Below are 20068 nucleotides of genomic sequence, written 5' to 3'. Positions count from 1 at the left end.
GCGACACAGAAGATGGTGAAGCACAGCATGGACAAGCTCACGACGGTTCTCGGTGAATTCCCGCACGGGCAGCCGCTGTTGGACGGCGACGTCACGATGGACGGCTACCTGGTCGAGCCGGTGGAGGTCAAGCCGGTCATCGGCGCCTACCGGCGGATGATCCGGGACCTGGAGTTCGACGTGTGCGAACTGGCACCGGTCTCCTACCTGATGGCACGCCAGGAAGGCATACCGCTGACCGCGGTGCCGGTCTTCCTCAACCGGCGCTTCCACCACGGCGACGTCCAGTGCGCCGCCCGGTCCGGCATCCGCGTGCCACGGGACCTGGAAGGCCGCCGCGTCGGCGTGCGCGCCTACTCGGTGAGCACCGGCGTGTGGGTACGGGGCGTCCTGCGCGAAGAGTACGGCGTGGACATCGACAAGATCACCTGGGTAGTGGACGACGACGACCACATCGAGGGCCGGGCCCCGGCCAATGTCGAGCGGGTCACCGACGGCCGCTCGCTGGGCGAACTGCTGCGCGCCGGGGAGATCGACGCCGCCCTGACCGGCAACGCCGGGACCGGCCGGGCGGGTTCGCCGCGGGCCGGCTGGACGGCGGCGCCCGACCCGGAGCCCGGCGCCGACGACAGCCCGTACCCCCTCTTCCCCGAGGCCGGCACGCTCGCCGCGGACTGGTACCTGCGAACCGGCGTGTACCCGCTGCACTCACTGATCGCGGTGCGTTCCGAGCTCGTGGAGCGCGACCCGAACCTGCCGACCGCGCTGTACGCGGCGTTCGCGGACAGCAAGCGCCGGCACCTCGACGCCCACCCCGACTGGTCGGCGGTGCCCCGACTCGCCCGCCAGGGACGCCAGATCGGCAGCGACCCCGTCCCGTACGGCATCAAGGTCAACGAGCCCAGCCTCAGTGCGATGGTGCGCTTCTCCGTGGACCAGGGGCTGCTCGATCCCGGCTTCCCCACCGACGCGGAATCGCTGTTCGCCGCGGGTGACTACCCGGACGCCTGAGCCGGCGCACACCGAAGACACCGAAGGCACGGAAGAGACAAGGGAGCACCCATCGTGGACGTCGTCGACGCACACTGCCACATCATCTCCGAGGACCTCACGAGCTACCCCCCGGCGCCGATCGGCGGCAAGCAGTCGCAGTGGGCCGCGACCCGGCCGGTCACTGCCGAGGGCCTGGTCAGCCGCATGGACGAGACGGGCATCGACCAGGCCGTTCTCGTCCAGGCCACCACGAACTACGGCTACGACAACGCGTACGTCCTCGACAGCTGCCGCCGCCTGCCGGAGCGCTTCGTCGCCGTGGGTACCGTCGACCCGCTGCGACCGGACGCCGCCGCCTCGCTCAAGGCCGCGGTCGGCGAGGGCGGCCTTGCCGGGGTGCGCCTGTTCACCAGCGGCAGCACGGTGCCCACGCAGGGCGAGTGGTTCGCCGCGCCGGAGACCTATCCCTTCTGGGAGCAGGCCGCGGAGCTGAACCTGCCGGTGTGCCTCCAGATGCGCCTCGGGTCCGCCACCCAGCAGCTGGTGGAACTCCTGGAGCGGTTCCCCGATGTGACGGTGCTGCTCGACCACATCGGCTACCCCGACATCGCCGCCTCGCCCGCCCGCGCCGGCGCCGAAGTGGCGGCACTCGGCGTGCATCCGGGCCTGCACCTCAAGCTCACCCACCGCAACCTCGAACGACTGCAGGACGCGGGAGAGTCGGCCGGTGACTTCATCGGACCGGTCGTCGAGGCGTTCGGAGCGGGGCGGATCGCCTGGGGGTCGAACTGCCCGGCGGCCGAGCAGTCCCTGCCCGAACTCCTCGCTCTCGCCCAGGAGGTCCTCGCGGACCTGCCGGAGCGGGACCGGCAGGAGATCTTCGCGGGCACGGCCCGGCGCCTGTACGCGTCCCTGGACGGATAGGGAGCTGACCTGACATGCCGTCGGCTACTGTTCCCGCCTCGGTCCTCATCTCCACGGAACGTAAAGGCGGTCAAGGTGAGCAGCTCGGACAGCTACAGGGTCGGTGCCGAATCCGGGGCGAAGGCGTCGGGCACGCGCTACGGCCAGGCCTACGAGGGGCTGCGCTCCCTGCTGCTGTCGGGAAGCATCGCCCCCGGCACACGGCTGACCGAGGCCGACCTGACCCGGATGTTCGACGTGTCGCGCAGCACCATGCGCACCGCGCTGGCGCGGCTGACGCAGGAGGGCTACGTCACCAGCGAGGTCAATCGCGGGGTGCGCACCAGGAGCTTCTCGGTCGAGGAGGCGGCGGACATCCTGGAGGCCCGCGAGATCCTGGAGGCAGCGCTGGCCGGCAAGGCGGCCGAGCAGGCCACGGCGGAGGAGGTCGAGGAACTGCGCCGCACCCTCCAGGACATGGAGGAGGCGCAGTCCCGCGGCGACCAGGACGCCTATTCGCGCGGCAACCGGCGCTTCCACCAGCAGATCAAGGACGCCGCACACCAGCAGACCCTGACCCGCGCCTACGACACCCTGCTGTATCCGCTGGTGATGCGCCAGTTCCGCAATCTCTCCGCGCAGCACCCCAGGTCCGGGTCGCTGGAGGAGCACCAGGCCATCTTCCTGGCCGTCGTCACGCGCAACCCCGACGCGGCGACGGCGACGATGCGCCATCACGTCGGCTCCGCCCGCCGGGCGCTGCTGCTCGACAAGTCCCCACAGCCGCCGGTGGCCTGACCGGCCGGTGGGGCGGAAAGGACCGAATGCGCCGCCCCACCGCGGACACCGAAGCGGGACCCGTCGAGGGCGTCCCCTGCCGGGACCGCTCCGTCACCGTCTTTCGCGGCATCCCCTACGCCGCCCCGCCCGTCGGCGACCTGCGCTGGCGCCCTCCGCAGCCACCGCTGCGGTGGGAGGGCACCCGGCGGGCCGACCGGTTCGGCCCGATGTGCCCGCAGGCACCGACCGAGGCGGCCGCGACCGGCGTCGACGTACCGATGAGCGAGGACTGCCTGAATCTGAACATCTGGACGGGCGCGGCTCACCGCGAACAGCGGCGCCCGGTCCTCGTCTGGATCTACGGCGGCGGCTTCCGCGAAGGCACCGGGGCCCACCCCCGCTACGACGGCGAGAACCTGGCACGCTGCGGCATCCTCGTCGTCACCTTCAACTACCGTCTGGGCGCCTTCGGTTTCCTGGCCACACCCGAGCTGAGCGACGAGTCGGGACACGAGTCGTCCGGCAACTACGGGCTGCTCGACTGCGTCGCCGCCCTGCGCTGGGTGCGCGACAACATCGCGCGCTTCGGTGGCGACCCCGACCGCGTGACCATCGCCGGCCAGTCCGCGGGCGCCGGCATGGTCAACTTCCTGGCCATGTCGCCGCTCGCGAAGGGACTGTTCCACCGGGCGATCGCCCAGAGCCACACCAGGTACTCCCGCGACCCCGAACTGCGCTACCTGTCCACCTCCTACCGCCTGCCCGTCGACGCCGAGAGCGCGGGCAGCCAGTACATGCGCGAGCACGGCGCACGCAGCATCGGTGAACTGCGCGCGCTGCACTGGCACAAGCTGATCGACGGCCACCACTCCGTCGACACGAGCGTCGAGACCGGCGGCGCCGCGGGGCCGCCGCTGCTGCGTCCCGTCGTCGACGGCTGGGTGATCCCCGCCGGCTACGACGCGACGTACACCAAGGGCCTGCAGAACGACGTCGACTACCTCACCGGCAACAACCTCGACGAGAGCGGCGCCGTACCCGAGTCGATGGTCGCCGCGCTGCGCACCGGACGGCGGACGGTCCGGCCCGGATCACCGCCCGTCCACGTGACGCTCGACCAGCATGTCGCCGCGGCACGACGGAAGTTCGGGCCACTCGCCGACGAGTTCCTGCGCCTGTACCCGGCTGCCACCGACGACGAGGCGGCGCGGGTGAGCAGCAGCGCGGCGCGCGACAACTCCCGCCTCTCCACCTACCTGTGGGGCGTCGACTGGAGCCGCCACACCACCCGCGGCCTGCACACCTACTTCTGGACCCACCGCTCGCGGGGCGCCGGACCGCGCGGAGCCGGCCACGGTTCCGAGATCGACTACGTCTTCCAGAACCCCGCGATCGGCATCGACACGTGGACCGAGGAGGACCACGAGATCGCGCGCGTCCTCTCCTCCTACTGGACCAACTTCGTCGCCACGGGCGATCCCAACGGCACCGGCCTGCCCCCTTGGCCCGCCTTCTCTCCGGACGCCGGCTCCGTCATGGAGATCGGCGCGAACTTCCGGCCCCTGCACATCGCGGACCCGGCACGCACCGACTTCTGGCTCCGCTTCTTCCGTACCCAACAGTCTTGGTGAACAAAGGAGTTCCCATGCAATACCAGACACCTTCACGCCTCTTCGCACTGAGCGCCGCCGCGCTGCTCGGCGCCGCGCTGCTCAGCGGTTGCGGCGACGAGGGGTCGGCCTCGGTCGGCTCGGACGGCAAGACGACCGTCTCGGTCGGCGTGAGCGGCAACATCTTCGACCTGTCCATACGGGTGGCCGAGGAGAACGGCTACTTCGACAAGCAGAACATCAAGATCAAGTACGTGACGCTGACCGCGTCGACGGCCACCTCGGCCCTGCAGTCGGGTTCGGTGCAGGTCCTCAACTCCAGCCCGACCAGCTTCGTGACCGCCCTCGCCAAGGGCCTGCCGGATCTGTCGATCGCCACGAACGGCGGGGGCAACCCGCTCGGCATCGTCGTCAGCACCGCCTTCGCGAAGAAGCACCAGCTGACCGCCGACACCCCGGCGGACCAGGTGGCCAAGGCCCTGGCCGACTCGACGGCCGGTGCCAGTTCCGCCAACACCAAGGCCGAGGCGGGCATCTTCCTCAAGGCCCACGGTGTCGACCCGGCCAAGCCGAAGTGGGTCTCGCTACCGAGCCCGGCCGCCGACAAGGCCGCCCTCGTCAAGGGGGAGATCGACTGGTTCATCACCTCCGAGCCGATCCCGCTGCAGATCCAGCACGAGGGCGACGGCATCGTGGTCGCCGACCCGGTCAAGGTGCCCCAGTGGTCCTTCGAGGAGGCCGGATACGGCCAGGCCGTCGTGGTGAAGAAGAGCTTCGCCAAGGCCAACGCCAAGACCGTTAAGGGATTCGCCACCGCGGTCCAGCAGGCGACCGCCTACCTCGCCACGCACAAGTCCGATGACAAGAACGTACTGGACGCGGCCCGCAAGACGCTCCCCGGCATGCCCGACAGCGTGCTGAGCGCCTCCGTCGCACAGGTGGACTGGCCCCAGAGCGCCAAGCAGGACGAGGCCGGCTGGGAGAAGACCGTCGCCTTCGTCAAGAACATCGGAGCGGTACCGAACCCCGCCGTCACCACCGACGACTGGACCAACACCTACCTGCCGTGAGCCCGGCCGCCCCCGACCGCAAGGAGCAGAGCATGGCAACCGTCACCGACAAGGCCGTGACCAAAGCCGCGGCACCACCTGCCCCGAAGGCCCCCGCCCGCTGGCGCGGCACGGCCACCGTCATCGCGCTGCGCATCCTGGTCATTGTGCTCGCCGCCGTCCTGTGGCAGGTGATGAGCGGCCCCGTCGTGCCCGAGTACGCGGTCAGCAAGCCCACCGACGTGTTCGACGCGCTCACCAGGATGCTCGGCTCGGCTTCCGGCTGGACCGACATCAAGGTGACCGCCATCGAGGTACTGGCCGGCTTCGGTCTCGGCGTGGCCGCCGGAACGGTGATGGGCCTGGTCCTCGGCTCGTTCCCGCTCCTCGGGCGGGTCCTCGAACCGCTCGTCGCCGCCCTCAACGGGATCCCGAAGATCGCGCTCGCCCCGCTGTTCCTGCTGTTCTTCGGCATCGGCTCCTGGTCGAAGATCACCATCGCCATGACCGGTGTCGCCTTCGTGGTCTTCTACAACATCTATCTCGGCCTGCGGTTGCGGGAGCGTGAACTCGTCGAGGTCGTCCAGGTGATGGGCGGGCGCAAGCATCACGTACTGGGCTACGTCACGATCCCGACACTCGCCGCGCCGTTCTTCGCCGCACTCAAGACGGGCGGACCGCTGGCCATCCTCGGTGTCATCGGCGGTGAGTTCATCGCCTCGACCGATGGCGTGGGCCACGAACTGTTCACCGCGGCCCAGAATCTGGATGCCGCCAGCGAGTTCGCCGGCCTGATCATCCTCGTCGTACTCACCCTCACGCTCAACGGCGTGCTGACCGCCCTCGATACGTACGCCCTCAAGCGCCTCGGACTGACCCCGCGCCGCAGCCCGGCGCAGGACCACAGCTGAGACACCGCCGGGCTGCGGACACCTCCCCGTCCGCAGCCCGGCGCTTGACCCACCGCTTGACGGCTCTTCGGTCACCTCAAGAGAACGAACCCGCAAAGAACCCGAAGGAAGAAGTGGTATCGCGATGGCAACTGACATAAGACGCAGAGCATTTCTGGCGGCCGGCGCGGCCGTCGTCGGTACCGCCCTCATGCCCAAGGCGTTCGCCGTGGCGGCGGCGGCCGACGGCAAGAAGGGCGTGATGCTGATGAACCGGATCGGCCCCTCCTCGTCGGACCTGTACATCTGCGACCTCGACGGCTCGAACGAACGCAAGCTCCTGGAGACCGCGGGTTTCGACTACCACGCCGCCCCATCGGCCGACGGCACGTCGGTGATCTTCACCTCGGAACGTGTGGGCGACGGCAACGGCTCCCTCTACCAGGCCGACGTCACCGGCACCAACATCAAGGCCCTGGCTGCCAGTTCGGCCATGGACGACAGCGGCGTCCTGTCACCCGACGGCACCAAGGTGGCCTTCGTCTCCACCCGCGGCGACCACAAGGCACACATCTGGGTCCTCGACCTGAGCACCAACGCGCTGAAGAACCTGACCAACAGCGTCACGGTGGCAGGCGATCCGGCCAGCCCGGACGGCCACTTCCACCCGGCCTGGTCGCCCGACGGCCAGTGGATCGCCTTCTCCAGTGACCGCAACACCACCTGGCGCGGCCACAACGACGGCCACGGCTGGGAACACACCCAAGAACTCAGCATCTACGTCATCCGCCCGGACGGCACCGACTTCCGCCAGGTCGCCACCAAGGAGGGCTACTGCCTCGGTTCGCCGAGCTGGTCCCCGGACGGCAGCCGGATCGTCTTCTACGAGATCACCACCGAAGGCACCTGGCTCGCCCACCGTCCCGAAGGCATCGGCATCGCCGAGTCCCAGATCGTCTCGGTCGACGTCACGACCGGCGAACGGACCGAGCACACATCGGGCTCGTACCTGAAGGTCGCACCGCAGTACGTGAACGCCACCGAGATCGGCTACCTCATCAAGGGCGGAGCCGACGAAGGACTCGCCTATGTCTCCGGCACCCTGCCGGCCCTCAATCGGGCGCTGCGCTCACCGGTGTGGACCCCGGACGGACAGTCGGTGATCTACGAGAAGGTCAGTTTCACCCCGCGTCCCCTCGACACCGAGCTCTACAGCTGGGACGCCGACTGGGACTACCGCTCCACCGACGTCTTCCCGGTCCTGTCCCAGCAGGGACGCCTCGCGATGACGAACAAGCAGCTCGGCAACTCCTCCATTGTCACGATGCGCCCCGACGGCTCCGACCAGCAGGTCGTCTTCGACACGACGGGCAAGGGCCTCGACGCGGTACTGGTCGCCAAGGGCCTCGCCGGAGCCTTCCGGCCGGCCTGGTCCCCGGACGGCGAGTGGATCGCGTTCGGCCTGGGCGGCTGGTTCCAGGAACGCGCGGAGATGACGGCCGTGGTGGCCCGGGTCAGCAGCGACGGCTCGGCCTGGGAAGTCCTGACGGACGGCACGACCAACGCAGGCTTCCCCAGCTACTCGGCCGACGGCGACCGGATCGTGTACCGCGTGTGGGGCGAGACGGACAAGGGCCTGCGCATCCTCGACCTGGCGACGGGGGAGACGACGGTGCTCACCACCGAGTACGACAACCTGCCCGACTGGTCCCCGGACGGCACACTCATCCTCTTCACCCGCAAGACCAGCGCCACCAACTTCGACGTCTGCACCATCCGCCCCGACGGCACCGGCCTGAGCGTGCTCACCAGCAGCGGCGCGAACGAGGGCCACGCCGTCTGGAACGACGACGGATGCATCCTCTACAGCAGCGGCGAGTACGGCTTCCGCGGCGAGGCCGCCCTGTACGACAACACCTTCCAGCCCTACGGCCAGATCTTCAGCATGAACGCGGACGGCTCGGACAAGAAGATGCTGACCGACAGCCTGTGGGAGGACTCGATGCCGCTCTACCTCTCCCAGGATGTCCTGTCCGCGTGACGTGAGCCGGTTCAGTCGGCGAAGTACACGAGCTTGCCGCACACATGACGGCCACTCAGCTCGGCCAGCGTCGCGGGCATCGCCGGCAAGTCCGCACGGGCGTGCTCGTCGCCGTGGCTGTGGGCGGCACCGACCGTGTCCACCACCGCGTCGACCCCTCGCCCACCGGTCAGTTCACGCACGCGGACCGGTACGTCCTGGGTGAGTTGGTCGACGACCTCGTGCTCCCAACTCCCTTACTTACGAGGCGTTGCGCGCGGGCGCGGTCGCGCTCACGCGGGCTCCGGCGCGGGCAGTGAGCTGGACGGCGAACCCGCCCGCGAAAGCCCTCAACCCATCTGGTCCTCGGCGGACAGGTGTTCCACGGTCGTGCCGGTCTCGGTGAAGGTCCGGGTCACGTGCCCGGACGAGTACACCCACAGGATGCGCAGCGGCACGTCGCCGACGTTGCGGAACAGGTGCGGGATCAGCGTACGGGTGGGGCTTCCCGGGGCGAGCCGGTGGCGGAGAGGGGCTGGCCCCGCATCGCCGAACTGGTCGCGCGGTACCGGGACTTCCCGTTCGGTCCCACGATGCTTCCGTCATCGTTGCGGACGAGCGCTGGGGGGCAAGGGGTCGCAGGTTCAAATCCTGTCGTCCCGATTGTTCGATTCATCGAAAGTCGCAGGTGAAGGGCCGTTCTTCGAACGGCCCTTCACCGTTTCCGGCCCGCTCCCGTATGGGAGCGGCGGGGTGGGAGCCCGCTCCCACCGACGCCTTGGCTGTTTGCTCCCACTTGTTACGCTGCGCACATAGTTGCAATGGTCCGCGACAACTCCCCGCGCATCGCCCGCAAAAATCCGGACGTGGAGCTCACTCGGGCTTCGGACGCCTTGGTGCCACGCGTCATCGCGCTGACTGAATTCCTGGTGGACGTGCTCGGCGTCACGGATGTCGGCGCGTACTACCCGCACAAGGTGACGTACCACCCCTCCTGCCACGGCCTGCGCTCCCTGGGCCTCGGCAACCGCCCCACTCAACCCCTCGGGGAAGTCAAGGGATTTGAGCTGGTGGAGCTGCCGGGCGCGCAGGAGTGCTGCGGTTTCGGCGGCACGTTCGCCGCGCCGCCCCCGGACCGACGGAATCGCATCCAGCAAGGGCAGAAGCTGGGTGACGTCGTTCCGGTTGCTGCTGGTGGGGAGGACCGCGAGCGGGGTGCCATGTCCGTCAGTGCAGTGATCAAATGGCGCTTGGAGCGGGCCTGGCCTCGACCGGCGACGGGCCCGTGTGGAGCCCCTTTTGGCGCCCTGACGTGGGAGGCGTCGACCGTCCAACCGCGCTGCCTTCGCCGGGGAGCCCCTTGTGGTGGTCAGGGACAGCTGATGCGGGTGGCGCCCGTGTCGGTTGTGCAGGTGTCGGTGCCGGAGCCTCCGTTGGCGGTGTCGTCGCCGTAGCCGCCGTTGAGGGTGTCGTTGCCGCTGGTGCCGATGATCGTGCAGCCCCGGGAGTTGTTGACGGTGGTGGTCGCGGTGGAGGGACAGGTCGACGCCGGTGGGCGGGGGCGGGGTGCCGGCGCCGCCCTCGGTGGCGGACCAGAGCGAAGTCGGTGTTCGGGCCGCCCTGACCGGCGGCGACGATCTTGCCGTCGGGCTGGACCGCCACGCCGCGAACCTGATCGCTGCCGCCGAAGTCGGTGGTCACCAGGCCGCCGGTGCCGAAGCCGCTGTCCAGGCTGCCGTTGGTGTTGTACCGCAGGACCGCGACGTCGCCGCCGGGCCCGTTGCTGCCAGCGACGACGATCCTCCCGCCGGGCTGCAGCACCACGTCCTGGGCCCCGCCGCCACCGGAGGTGAGGACCCGGCCGGCGTTGCCGAAGGTGGCGTCCAGGCTGCCGTTGACGTTGTAGCGGGCTAGCGCGAACCAGCCGCTGTTGGTCCCACAGCTCCTCGGGTGTGCGGTCACCGAAGGTGTTGAGGTTCTCGGCAACCAGGGCGGCCTCCTCCCGCAACACGACCTTGCCGACGGTGAGCAGGAAGTCCAGGTCGGACCTGGACAGTTCGAGACCGTCGACGTCGAGGGCCTCCTTGGCCGGCAGGATGCCAAATGCCAGACCTGCCGGAACGAACTCCTTGACCGCACCTTGATCTGGAACCAGCGGCATCTCCTGCATGCCCTGCGGGAGTTCGAGGACTTCTACCACGGAGTACCGACATACTGCTTGCCCAGCACGGATGATGTGTCGGCACCCGCAGGGTCCCGCCCCTCTCAGAAGTCCAGCACGTGCGGCAGCCTCAGCCGATAGCGCACCCGGTCGGCGGCCTTGAGCTCCGCGAAGCCCGGGGGCTCGGCGCCGGTGAAGAGGCGGACCTCGTCGGCGCCGTCGGCTCCGGCCGCGGCCAGGACGCCGTTCGCGGCGCGGCGGCCCGCTTCGTTCGCGGTCTCCATGCACGTGAAGTCGACGTTGCTGTAGGTGCGGACGTGGTCGCCGGCGAGGAAGAGGTTGGGGACGGCGGTCACGGCCTCGCAGCGCAGCTCCCAGGACGAGACGTCGTTGAGGAAGTACGTGTCGTCGTTGGCGAGTTGGCCGTTCGCGGCGCGGGTGACCGCCGGGTCGAGGAACCAGGAGTGCACGATGCCGTCGGGCAGGACGACGTCCCCGTTGTCCTCCAGGCCCGCCTTCATCTGCGCCCAGACCTCCTCGGCGATCTCCTTCGGAGTGCACTGACGGGCGGGCCGCCCGTACAACGCGCCCGGAGTCTCCCAGTCGGAGATGACGACGGACAGGGACTCGGCGGCCACCCCGTCGCCCCAGGTCCCGGTGAAGGGGTCCGACCAGAAGCGGGACTGCCCGACCGGGCACAACGCCCACGGCGAGTCCATCAGGCTGAGGTGGGCGAGCGGCCCGCGGAACGTCTCCTTCAGGTAGAACACGATGCCCTGGCACCACGCCGTGCGTAGCCGGTCCATCGCGGCGAGGCGCGGATCCGCCGCCCGGATCTCGGCGGACCACAACTGCCGTACGCGGTCCACGGGGAGGGCCGCCACGAACCAGTCGGCGTCGACACGGGCGGGCCCGGCCGCGGTACGGGCATGGGCTGCGGCGATGCGTCCGTCCGAGCCGAGTTCGAGGGACTCGACGTGATGTCCGGTGACGAACCGGACCCCGATAGAGGTCAGGTGCCGCACCCACGGGTCGATGAAGCGTTCGCTGGTGGGGCCGTCGAGGATCCGGTCGAAGGGACCGTCGGGCCCCATCCCGAGCAGGGCGTAGAGGATCTTCGAAATGCCCTGCCCGCACGTCCGCGTGCTGGCGGTCTCGGGGCGCAGTGCCTGGATGACCTTCGCCGAGCCGCCCCACATCACCTGGTAGAACTCCGACTTGCCGGCCGCCTCGATGAACTCCAGCCACTGCGTGTGCTCCCACTGCCCGAACTGTCGCTCGTCGCAGCTCGTCATGAGGATCGCCAGCTTGCGGGCGAGCAACGCGACCTCCTGCGGCAGGAGTTGAGGCATGATCCGCAGCAGTCCCTCCAGGACGGCAGGCAGGGTGCCGGGGTCGAGGGTGCGGGTGCCGGGCGGCAGCGTGGGCAGAAAGAGGTCGCCCTTGCCCTTGTCCCTGTTGAACCCGAGGTAGGGGACGGTGGTCAGGTTGTCCCAGACGCCGTGGGTCTGATCGCCGAAGGGGACGCGGCGCATCGTGTCGGGGAGGTTGGCGTAGAAGCCGAAGAAGCCCCGATGCCCGTGCTCACCGGGCAGGTCGCGGCGGCCACCGGTGGCGGTGCCGGTCACCGGGATGCTGCGCGCCTTGCCGCCCCACGTGGCACGCCGGTCGTACACGGTGACGTCGAAGCCGCGCTCGGCGAGTTCGTGCGCGGCGGTCAGCCCGCCGACCCCGCCGCCGAGCACGGCCACTCTCGTACGAGACCGTTGTGCCGCTGTCGCCCGAGCCGGCCGCAGCCCGAGCGTCCCCGCGGCCGCCAACGACCCGCCCAGACCCAGTACTTGCCTACGTCCCGGCATCGCGCCCTCCCCGCTCTCCCACCGGACAGTGGTGTCGCTGGGACGGTAGAGGCGCCGGCGCACGATGGGAACGTGCGGCTCGGCATGTTCGCAGGGTTCACACGTCGGTGAAGTCGCGGGAGCCGGGCGGGTCACCGCTCACCGCCCGGGATCCGCATCCAGAATCACCAGGGCCGCATGCAGCCCGGTCCGCTGCGGCCCCGATTCCAGATCGCAGCCGAGGAGCCGCTCGATGGCGTGCAGCCGCTGGTAGAGCGCCTGGCGGGAGAGTCCGGCGCGCTTCGCCGCGACGGACGTGTTTCCCGAGGCGGTGAGGTATGCGCGCAGCGCGTCGATGAGGTGGCCGCCGTGCGGGGTGTCGTGCTCAGGAGGCCGCGGCGGAGGTGACGGCCGCACAAGGATTTCCTGAGACCGGCCCGGCGGCCGTTCAGACCGAACAAGCGCTGTCGACCAATTGCCGTCTGCCATTGGTTGGGTGCTGTCCCCATGGGGGTACTGACAGTGTCCCCAGCGGCTGTGTCGTGCGCCTAGAGTTCCCCTGTCGCTTCGGTGGTTTTCGTCGATGTGGTTGCGAAAGTGGGTCAGGGCCGTGCCCATCTATGCGCTTTTGGTTGGAATCGATGCGTACGTTCCTCCCGTTGGGCCGCTTCGAGGTGCCTGCAACGACATTCGGGCCACGGTCACGTTCCTCGAGGGAAACTTCTCGTCGGCCGACTGCTCCGTGCTGTGTCTGACGGACGCGGACGCCACCAGGGCGGCGGTGATCGACGGATTCCGTCGGCACCTGGGGCAGGCGGGGCCCGGTGACAGCGCGCTGTTCTGGTTCAGCGGCCATGGATCACAGGCCCCGGTGCCGACGGAGCTGGCACGGCTGGAGCCCACCGGCACTTTGCAGACGATCCTGTGCGCGGACAGCCGCCAGGACGGTGTGCCGGACCTGTACGACAAGGAACTGGCGGTCCTGATCGGCGAGATCGCCGCTCGTGACGTTCATGTCGTCGCGGTGATGGACTGCTGTCACTCCGACAGCGCCACCCGCGAAGCGACGAACATCCCCTCCCTCACGGCACGGTGGGAACCCGCCGCGACCACGCCGACGCCGGTCACGCTTCTGCTCGAGGGAGTCCTGGACCGGCCCGAGCGGGAAGTCCGCCCGGATTCCGCGGTCTTGGGCGCTGTCGCGGCCGATCACGTGGAACTCGCGGCATGCCAGACGCACGAGGCGGCGTACGAGACCGGCACGCCCGCCGGTCCACGCGGGCTGTTCAGCCTGGAACTGCTGGGACAGCTGGCCGCGTTGGGCCCCGGAGCCACGTACCGCGAACTGATGACCGGGACCCGCTGCGGTGTCGAGAACTCCGTGCCGGGGCAGCTCCCCGTCCTCTCACCCACGGCCGAGAGCATCGTGGACCAGCCCTTTCTCGGCGGCCGGGTCACACCACTTCGCTCCGCCGTGACCATGCGCTGCCTCGACGGTGTCTGGGAGATCGACGCGGGGGCGTGCCACGGCATGATGGCCGGCACGCCCGAGGATCCCCCGCTCGTGGCCGTGCACCGGACCGATCCACCGCTGGAGGCACGGATCGTGAAGGTGCTCGCCGACCGGAGTCTGGTCGAGCCCGTCGGGTGGACACCCGTTCCCGGCAGTGTGTATCCCGTGGTCCTCACCAGCGTTCCGCTGCCCGTCGGCACCGTGGCGCTGGGAGGCGCACCGGAGGACGACGCGCGGACGACAGCCCTGGTCGAAGCCGCGCTGAGGGTCGCCGCACCGGGCGGTCGGCCGTCGCCGTACGTCCGCTCCGTCGATCTCCGTGATCCCGGGCAGCCGCCCGAATCCCGTCTGTCGGCACCGCGACCGGGGAGGGTGACGATCGGCGGAGCCGACCGCAGCCCGCTGGTGGCGGACCTGCCCTGCTCGTCGCCCGACGACGCCGCGCGTGTGGTGGCAACCCTGGAGCACATCGCCCGGTGGCGCCGGATCAAATCGCTCGACAATCCCCTGTCCACTCTGCCCAATGCGGTCGTCGTCGAGGTCGTGGGCGCTCATGACGGAGAACGGGTCGATCCGGGGGACCGGCCCGCATTGCGGCCCGGCCCCGATGGAGCCGTGCACCTCGACTACCGGTGGGGACCGGACGGCTGGATCCCGCCCCGGGTCTTCCTCCGCCTGCGGAACACGGCCGACCGGCCGTTGTACTGCACCCTGCTGGACATGACCGACCGATTCCGGATCAATCCCGGACTGTTCTCGGGACACTGGGTCGCCCCGGCGTACACCGCCTCGGCGGCCAGAGGACGGGCCGTCGCACTCGAACTGCCGCCGGACCGCCCGGTGGTGCCCGGGGCCCGCGGAACGGACTGGCTCAAAGTCCTGGTGGGTGAGAGCCCACTGAACTCGGAGGCGTTCCGGCTGGAGCGCCTCGGCGAGCCCCGGATCGAACCGAAGCGCGGCACCGGACGCGGCGTCACGGGTGTGCTCGAACGGCTCGCGCTCAACGCCCTGCACCGCGATTTCGTGGCCGCCGACCAGCCGGCGGCCGACTGGACGACGGCCATCCTGCCGGTCGTCGTCCATGTGCCGGACCAGGCCCGCTGACGGTGTCGTTCAGCGGCCGGCGTGCACGAACGCCGCCCACGCCGGGACGGCCGAGACGTCGTGAGCCGTCAGATACGCGCGCAGCTGCGGAGGCATCGAGGGCGGCGGTTGCCGGTCACCGACGGTCCACAACTGAGCGGCGCGCAAGGCGTCCACCGGCGCGAGGCCCTTCTCCCGTACGAAGTGGTGGAACATGAACATGAAGACGGACGTCGCGGCGTCGGGAACACTCCAGGCCGCACTGATCACGGAGCGCACCCCGCCCGCCAGGAACGTGGTCCCGAGGCTGAACGCCTCGTCGTAGCCCCGGCCGGAAGCGCTGCTGCTGCACGCCGCCAGCGCGGCCAGCCCGATCCGCCGGGTGGGCTCGGCGGCGAGGGTCCGCAGCAGTTCCTCGGCGGTCAGACGCGCGCCCCCATCGAGCAGCAGATAGGAACTCGCCTTGGTGTGGGCGGCCGCCGTGACGACGGCATGGCACGCCAGATGCATCACCGGACCGCCGTCGGGGGACGCGAGCCAGCTCAGCAGCTGGTCGCGGGTGCCGGCCCCTTGCGGACCGGGCTCTCCTCCCGGCTGCCTGCCGACGTAGTGGGCCTCGGGATAGAAACAGTCCCGCACCGCGAGCGCCTCGTCCCGTGCGGCGGGAAGTTCGCGGGCCTGCCCCCGGGAATCGGGGTCGCCGACCATCAGCCCGGCGCCGGTGAGCGGCACCGGGCTGCGCCACGCCGACTCGCAGAGCATCCGCGCCGACGCGGCGTAGGAGAACGCGGCACGCTCCATCGCGTACCGCTGCCGGCCGCCCTCCCGGTGACGCGCGGCGTGCCAGGGGACGCGCGCCAACTCCCGTACGGGAATGAGGACAAGTCGTCCGTGCCGATCGGTGGGCAGGGTGAGGTGACGCTCCAGCAGCGGGCCGATGGCCGCCTCCCAGGCCCAGTCGCAGACCTCGTCGAGTACGTTCGGTTCAGCGTCCGGCTCGTCGAGCGGGACCATGTCGCGCGGGCCGCGCTCGTCCTGGCTCCCGTCCGCCGTCATGCCGCGGGCCGACTCGGTCAGGAAGCGGTCGAACGCCGCTGTCGCGGCCCGGCTCAGCCCCGGTAGCCGGATCCAGCTGGGCGGTTCGTGCGCGGGAACCACGACGGCCGCGCCGGTGCCGTCGTCTCCCGGCATCAGATAGACGAGGGCGTCGGCCTCGAGCGATCCGAGGGCAGCCCGCACCTCGTGCAGGCTCGGCGGATCGAGCAGCCGTGCCGTCCCCTCGCCCAGACCGGCCGCCAGTGAACCGTCGGCCTGCAACGGCACGCCCGCGAGCGCGCTGACGACCCGACGCCGCAGTTCGGCGGGAATCTCGTCGGCGCTGTGGTTCTCCCGCGCACGCTGCCACTCCCGGGCGAGGTCGGGCTCGCCCTTGTCGGTGAGCCGCACCTCCAGGTCCCGGGTCTCCGTCGCGGCGTAGAGGATGAGGCCGCGGCCCGACTCCAGGGCGGTGACAGCGTCTTCGGGGGCGTTGTCCGTCAGGCACCAGCGGGCGGTGTCGAGGGCGTCCTCCGCCGCGTGTCGCGCCACCGCCTGCATGTCGTCGGGATCCGGCTGCAGCAGGACGCTCCACGCGTGCCCGCGCAGCCCGGCGAGCGCCGTCGTCCGGCTCAGTTCACTATGGCCCGCGTGCCGGTGGGCATGGGCCAGCGGCATCGCGATCAGGGTCCACATGGGGTGGGCGGTGGTCTCGGCCGCCTCCCGGGCCTCTTCGAGAAGGCGGACGGCGGCTGCCAGATCGTCGCGACGGCCCGACAGTTCTTTCCGGCGCAGGTGAGCCGTGCCGGCCAGGACGAGGTAATAGGTGCGGCGCGGATCGTGGTCGGCCGCCGCACCTAGGGCCTCTTCGCTGTGCCGAATGGCCTGCGCCACCGACTGCGGGGTGTCCGTGCCCAGTTCGGCCGTCGCCAGCTGGGAGAGGCGCAACGCCCGTTCGCTGCCGGAGAGTCCGGGCATGTCCGCCATCTGCTGGAACCGGCGCAGCTGTTCGTCCAGGGCGGGGTTGACGAACCGGGCGTCCGGACGGGGCGCGGCGGCGCCCGCCGGATCCGGCTCCAGCATGTCCAGGAATGGTTGCAGCGATTCCCACGCCTGTTCCACCACGGTCCGGAGGTGATCGCCGGGCGGCAGCCGTGTCGTCGCCTCGCGAATTCCCTTCATCTTCGCCACGGCACCGGGAATGTCGCCGCGCAGGGCGCAGGCGTTCGCCTCGGTGAGCAGAGACAGCAGTTCTCCGCGGTCCCGCAGAGGTGAATCCGGCCCCAGTCCGCGGAGGAACTCCCCTGCGTCGTAGGCGACTTGCCTGGCGGTGTGGACATCGCCCTCCGCCTGGCTGATGAGATGGCGCATGCCCATACGCGCCATGTCGATCAACGCGACGTAGGGCTTCGTGCCGTCGACGATCCGCGCGTAGCGCTCCACGTCCGCCATGGCGGCGCGGGCGCTGAAGCCCAGCCTGCCCTCCTGTCCCGCCACGAGCAGTTCGCCGGCCCGCAGGGCCGCGGAGGCCTTGGGCCAGTCCGGCAGCGGAGCCTGGTCGGAGTCGGCGATGTCGGCGAGCGCCACCGCGCGGGACAGCCGGTCGGAACCGATCAGCGCGCCCGAGGCCAGCAACGCGGTCGCCATCACGGCGGCGAGCTTGGCCCGGCCCGGCGCCTGCGTCGGGAGTGCGTCGAAGTCGGCGAGCGCGGCGTCGATGTCCGCGGATGTCCCGCCCGGCCCCTCGTAGCGTCCCACCAGTAACCAGCACCGGGCGAACAGCCACGGCGCGCGTTCGGCTTCCGGGACCAGGGCGATGGTGCGTGACGTGCGTTCCAGCGCGGCGACCAGCGCGTCCGCCGGTGCTTCCTGTGCCACATCCGCCTCCTGTGTATCTGCCGTCACGGCGGCTGTTCCGATCGACCGCCGTTGGGTCACTTATTGGACCAGAACGTCCCATGGTCACCGAGAGGTTTTGATGTATCCGGTTCTTCCGGCACCGAGCACCAAAGATGGGAACGCCAGTTCCCCCATTCGTCGTTCGGCATCCCCCTCGGAGGGGGGCCGGAAGCGGCGAAATGATCACTTCCTCATTCCCGTTCAAAAGGCACCGCGCCGCGTCGGCCTGTGTCATCATGATGCACTCGGAGGCGAGCGCTACTGGCTGGCGGTCGCGCACAACAAAGGGGATCAAAGCGGCATGCCGACGGCTGGAACCGGCAGTCCGTATCGGGGGGAGTCATCGGATGGGGGGATCCGGCGTTGATCAGGTGTGCCCGGTGTGTAGAACGCCCGAACAGGACGGCGAGTTCTGCGCGGTATGCCAATGGCGGCTGTACGACGATCCGGTCCTGGGAGAGCTGACCGAACAGGACGTCCAGCGGGCGAGATCGGCTCTGCAAGCGGCCGGTCACGCATGGGACGCAAGGGCGGTCGCGCTCTCGGCCGCAGGGCCGGAGGGCAGGGGCGGCCCCGGCGACGGACGGCTCGCGGCGGTGATTCGGGGCGGGCCCCCAAGGCCGGGGGAGAAGGTGCCGACCGGTCCGCCGGAGTTATCCGGGAATTGGTCGGACTCGGGGTCGGCGGAATACGAGAAAATACTCGAAGATCTGCTCGGTCACCGCATCGGCGAATTACTTTTCATTGAATTCACGCCCGACCGGGTGAGCGTGATCAAGGTGACCGTGGGGGGCGGCGGAATACCTCGCCAGGTCGATGCCGGAAGCACGGACTGGCGATCGATGGCGCCCGTGCTCGACAGCGTCCCGGAAATCCGTCGATTTCAGCTCGCCGGTGGCATCGGTACCCTGCCTCCCGTTTCCCGTGCGGAATTCGACACCACCGTTCTGCACTGGCTGAAGGCATACATTCCCCCCTCCTACGAGCGCTCCATAGTGCTGTTGAAGCCCCGCGACGGATGGGTCCTGCTGGAGCGCGCCGCGGCCACCGTGCGTAGCGCGTACGCCCCGCGGGCCGAGCTGGCCCGCGGCAGGGAGATCCCCGCGGAGGGCACCACCCCCGAGGCCGTGCGGGAGGTGCTGCGCACCGCGCCGCTGCTCGCCGACCACACCCTGCTGCTGGCCCAGGCCGACCCGCTGACCGGCGCCGTGCGGACCCACAGCCACGTGCTCTTTCCGTCCGGCACCCGGCTCGGACCCGGGGAGACGGCGAGTGCGCAGGTCACCGTGTACGGCGGAGTCGGCGACCCCGCCCCGCTGCTGCTGCCGGTACTCGCCGGCACGCCCGCGGCCGACGGCACCGGCACCGAGCCCCTCTCCGTGCACCGTGTCACCGTCCGTCCGCTGGAACAGGTGCGCCTGACGTTCGTCCTGTGCGGGCCAGGTGAAGTCGGCCTCGTCGCACCCGGAACCGGTTCCATGGACGAGCCGGCCGGGGCGGACGAAGGGAAGGCACCGAAAGAGCGGGGCGCCCTCGACGTGCCCGCCCTGATCACTCGCCTGCCCCGCCGGATCATCCGCCCGCCACGGCTGGAGCTCTTCGTCACCGTCGAACTCAGCGGCGCCAGCGAGGCGGAGACGCAGGAGCGGCTGACCTTCGTACGGGAACTACTGACCGCGCTGGCCCGGCACGACGGCTCCGGTTCCGTGCTCCGTACCGGCGCCGTCGGTCACTACGACCACGTGATCCACGAGAACGCCTACACCTCCCGGCGCACCCTGCTGATGCCACCGGTTCCGGCCGGTCCCGCGCCGACGGTCCTGCACGCCCTGGCGGCCTGGCGGCCCGAACGGCGCGAACAGGACCTGGCGTCCTCGCTGGAGGACGCGCTCAAGGCGGTGGTTCCGCTCGCCACCGGTGCGCGAGGCGGCGAGCCCGTACGGCGCGTCGTGCTGATCGTCGCGCGCCGACCGCCCGGCCTGCCCCAGCAGCACGGCATCGTCCCGACCTGTCCGCTCGGGGCCGACTGGCAGGCGGAGTTGAGCCGCCTGCGCTCCGCCGGGGTCAGGGTGATGACCAGGGCGGATCCCGCCGTCGGTCCCCCGGCACAGGACCAACCGGGCATCGCGGCACGCGGCTACGCCGACGCCGCGTGGGCCCTCCTGTCCGCCGACGGCTCCTTCCGTCCCGGCGACGACTCCGCCGCCGACGTGGCCGAGGCGCTCACCCCGCCCTGGCGGCTGGACGGCCCGCCCTGCCGCCTGGCCCTCGCCACCCCCCTGCTCTGACCCACC

Annotated in this window: 14 protein-coding genes and 5 pseudogenes; 11 read left to right on the top strand and 8 right to left on the bottom strand. The window is 70.3% G+C overall.

The genetic code is table 11. The annotated features are described in order from the left end of the window. Nucleotides 1-27: 27 nt before the first annotated feature. From ACZ4WS_RS01860 to ACZ4WS_RS01830, 7 genes are all read left to right on the top strand, one after another. Entirely contained in the window at nucleotides 28-1011 is a 984-nt protein-coding gene (locus ACZ4WS_RS01860; RefSeq protein WP_467976227.1) for an ABC transporter substrate-binding protein, read from the top strand. A 54-nt stretch (nucleotides 1012-1065) separates the two neighbouring features. Continuing rightward, nucleotides 1066-1917, top strand: coding sequence for an amidohydrolase family protein (locus ACZ4WS_RS01855; protein ID WP_467976225.1), 852 nt, complete (start codon nucleotides 1066-1068; stop codon nucleotides 1915-1917). Between the two features lie 75 nt (nucleotides 1918-1992). Beyond that, nucleotides 1993-2694: a GntR family transcriptional regulator gene (locus tag ACZ4WS_RS01850; protein ID WP_467976223.1), complete on the top strand. Its 702-nt coding sequence runs from the start codon at nucleotides 1993-1995 to the stop codon at nucleotides 2692-2694. A gap of 26 nt (nucleotides 2695-2720) precedes the next feature. Beyond that, nucleotides 2721-4307, top strand: a complete 1587-nt coding sequence (locus ACZ4WS_RS01845) for a carboxylesterase/lipase family protein (RefSeq protein WP_467976221.1) — start codon at nucleotides 2721-2723, stop codon at nucleotides 4305-4307. Between the two features lie 14 nt (nucleotides 4308-4321). Then, nucleotides 4322-5356 (top strand): ABC transporter substrate-binding protein, encoded by a 1035-nt coding sequence (locus ACZ4WS_RS01840; protein WP_467976220.1) that lies wholly within the window; start codon nucleotides 4322-4324, stop codon nucleotides 5354-5356. A 32-nt stretch (nucleotides 5357-5388) separates the two neighbouring features. Beyond that, nucleotides 5389-6246, top strand: coding sequence for an ABC transporter permease (locus ACZ4WS_RS01835; protein WP_467976219.1), 858 nt, complete (start codon nucleotides 5389-5391; stop codon nucleotides 6244-6246). A gap of 124 nt (nucleotides 6247-6370) precedes the next feature. Beyond that, nucleotides 6371-8266, top strand: a complete 1896-nt coding sequence (locus tag ACZ4WS_RS01830) for a hypothetical protein (RefSeq protein ID WP_467976217.1) — start codon at nucleotides 6371-6373, stop codon at nucleotides 8264-8266. An 11-nt stretch (nucleotides 8267-8277) separates the two neighbouring features. Here the strand turns inward: ACZ4WS_RS01830 and ACZ4WS_RS01825 are convergent, their stop codons facing one another. Continuing rightward, on the bottom strand, nucleotides 8278-8448 hold the full coding sequence (locus ACZ4WS_RS01825; RefSeq protein ID WP_467976215.1) for a hypothetical protein: 171 nt from the start codon (nucleotides 8446-8448) through the stop codon (nucleotides 8278-8280). Nucleotides 8449-9066: 618 nt separating this feature from the next. On the opposite strand from ACZ4WS_RS01825, the pseudogene ACZ4WS_RS01820 reads away from it, so the two are divergent. Continuing rightward, nucleotides 9067-9318, top strand: a pseudogene (locus ACZ4WS_RS01820) ((Fe-S)-binding protein); the annotation flags it as partial. Nucleotides 9319-9363: 45 nt separating this feature from the next. Here the strand turns inward: ACZ4WS_RS01820 and ACZ4WS_RS01815 are convergent. The 4 genes and pseudogenes from ACZ4WS_RS01815 to ACZ4WS_RS01800 form a co-directional block, all read right to left on the bottom strand. Further along, nucleotides 9364-9572 (bottom strand): annotated as a pseudogene (locus ACZ4WS_RS01815) (transposase); the annotation flags it as partial. A 42-nt stretch (nucleotides 9573-9614) separates the two neighbouring features. Beyond that, the gene (locus ACZ4WS_RS01810) at nucleotides 9615-9734 is read right to left on the bottom strand and encodes a hypothetical protein (RefSeq protein WP_467977132.1); all 120 of its coding nucleotides are present in this window, start codon (nucleotides 9732-9734) and stop codon (nucleotides 9615-9617) included. Nucleotides 9735-9862: 128 nt separating this feature from the next. After that, nucleotides 9863-10207, bottom strand: a pseudogene (locus ACZ4WS_RS01805) (hypothetical protein); the annotation flags it as partial. Beyond that, nucleotides 10170-10346: pseudogene (locus tag ACZ4WS_RS01800) on the bottom strand (phosphoenolpyruvate carboxykinase domain-containing protein); the annotation flags it as partial. The pseudogenes ACZ4WS_RS01800 and ACZ4WS_RS01805, both read right to left, overlap by 38 nt. A gap of 6 nt (nucleotides 10347-10352) precedes the next feature. On the opposite strand from ACZ4WS_RS01800, the pseudogene ACZ4WS_RS01795 reads away from it, so the two are divergent. Continuing rightward, nucleotides 10353-10445, top strand: a pseudogene (locus ACZ4WS_RS01795) (integrase core domain-containing protein); the annotation flags it as partial. Between the two features lie 65 nt (nucleotides 10446-10510). Here ACZ4WS_RS01795 and ACZ4WS_RS01790 read toward each other — a convergent pair. Together ACZ4WS_RS01790 and ACZ4WS_RS01785 are read right to left on the bottom strand one after the other, a co-directional pair. Continuing rightward, nucleotides 10511-12265 carry a hydroxysqualene dehydroxylase gene (locus ACZ4WS_RS01790; RefSeq protein ID WP_467976214.1) on the bottom strand — a complete coding sequence of 585 codons (1755 nt, stop codon included), beginning with the start codon at nucleotides 12263-12265 and terminating at the stop codon, nucleotides 10511-10513. A gap of 138 nt (nucleotides 12266-12403) precedes the next feature. Further along, nucleotides 12404-12661 (bottom strand): helix-turn-helix domain-containing protein, encoded by a 258-nt coding sequence (locus ACZ4WS_RS01785; protein WP_467976212.1) that lies wholly within the window; start codon nucleotides 12659-12661, stop codon nucleotides 12404-12406. A 166-nt stretch (nucleotides 12662-12827) separates the two neighbouring features. On the opposite strand from ACZ4WS_RS01785, the gene ACZ4WS_RS01780 reads away from it, so the two are divergent. Continuing rightward, nucleotides 12828-14861 carry a caspase family protein gene (locus ACZ4WS_RS01780; RefSeq protein WP_467976211.1) on the top strand — a complete coding sequence of 678 codons (2034 nt, stop codon included), beginning with the start codon at nucleotides 12828-12830 and terminating at the stop codon, nucleotides 14859-14861. Between the two features lie 9 nt (nucleotides 14862-14870). On the opposite strand, the gene ACZ4WS_RS01775 is transcribed toward ACZ4WS_RS01780, so the two are convergent. Continuing rightward, nucleotides 14871-17753, bottom strand: coding sequence for a CHAT domain-containing protein (locus ACZ4WS_RS01775; RefSeq protein WP_467976210.1), 2883 nt, complete (start codon nucleotides 17751-17753; stop codon nucleotides 14871-14873). 785 nt (nucleotides 17754-18538) lie between these two features. On the opposite strand from ACZ4WS_RS01775, the gene ACZ4WS_RS01770 reads away from it, so the two are divergent. Next, complete coding sequence (locus ACZ4WS_RS01770) at nucleotides 18539-20062, top strand: hypothetical protein (RefSeq protein ID WP_467976208.1); 1524 nt, start codon at nucleotides 18539-18541, stop codon at nucleotides 20060-20062. The last annotated feature ends 6 nt before the right edge of the window (nucleotides 20063-20068 follow it).

This window comes from Streptomyces sp. NPDC029292 (genome assembly GCF_055569295.1).
The sequence above is the reverse complement of the archived record's forward strand: the minus strand, read 5'-3'. Positions and strand labels throughout refer to the sequence as shown.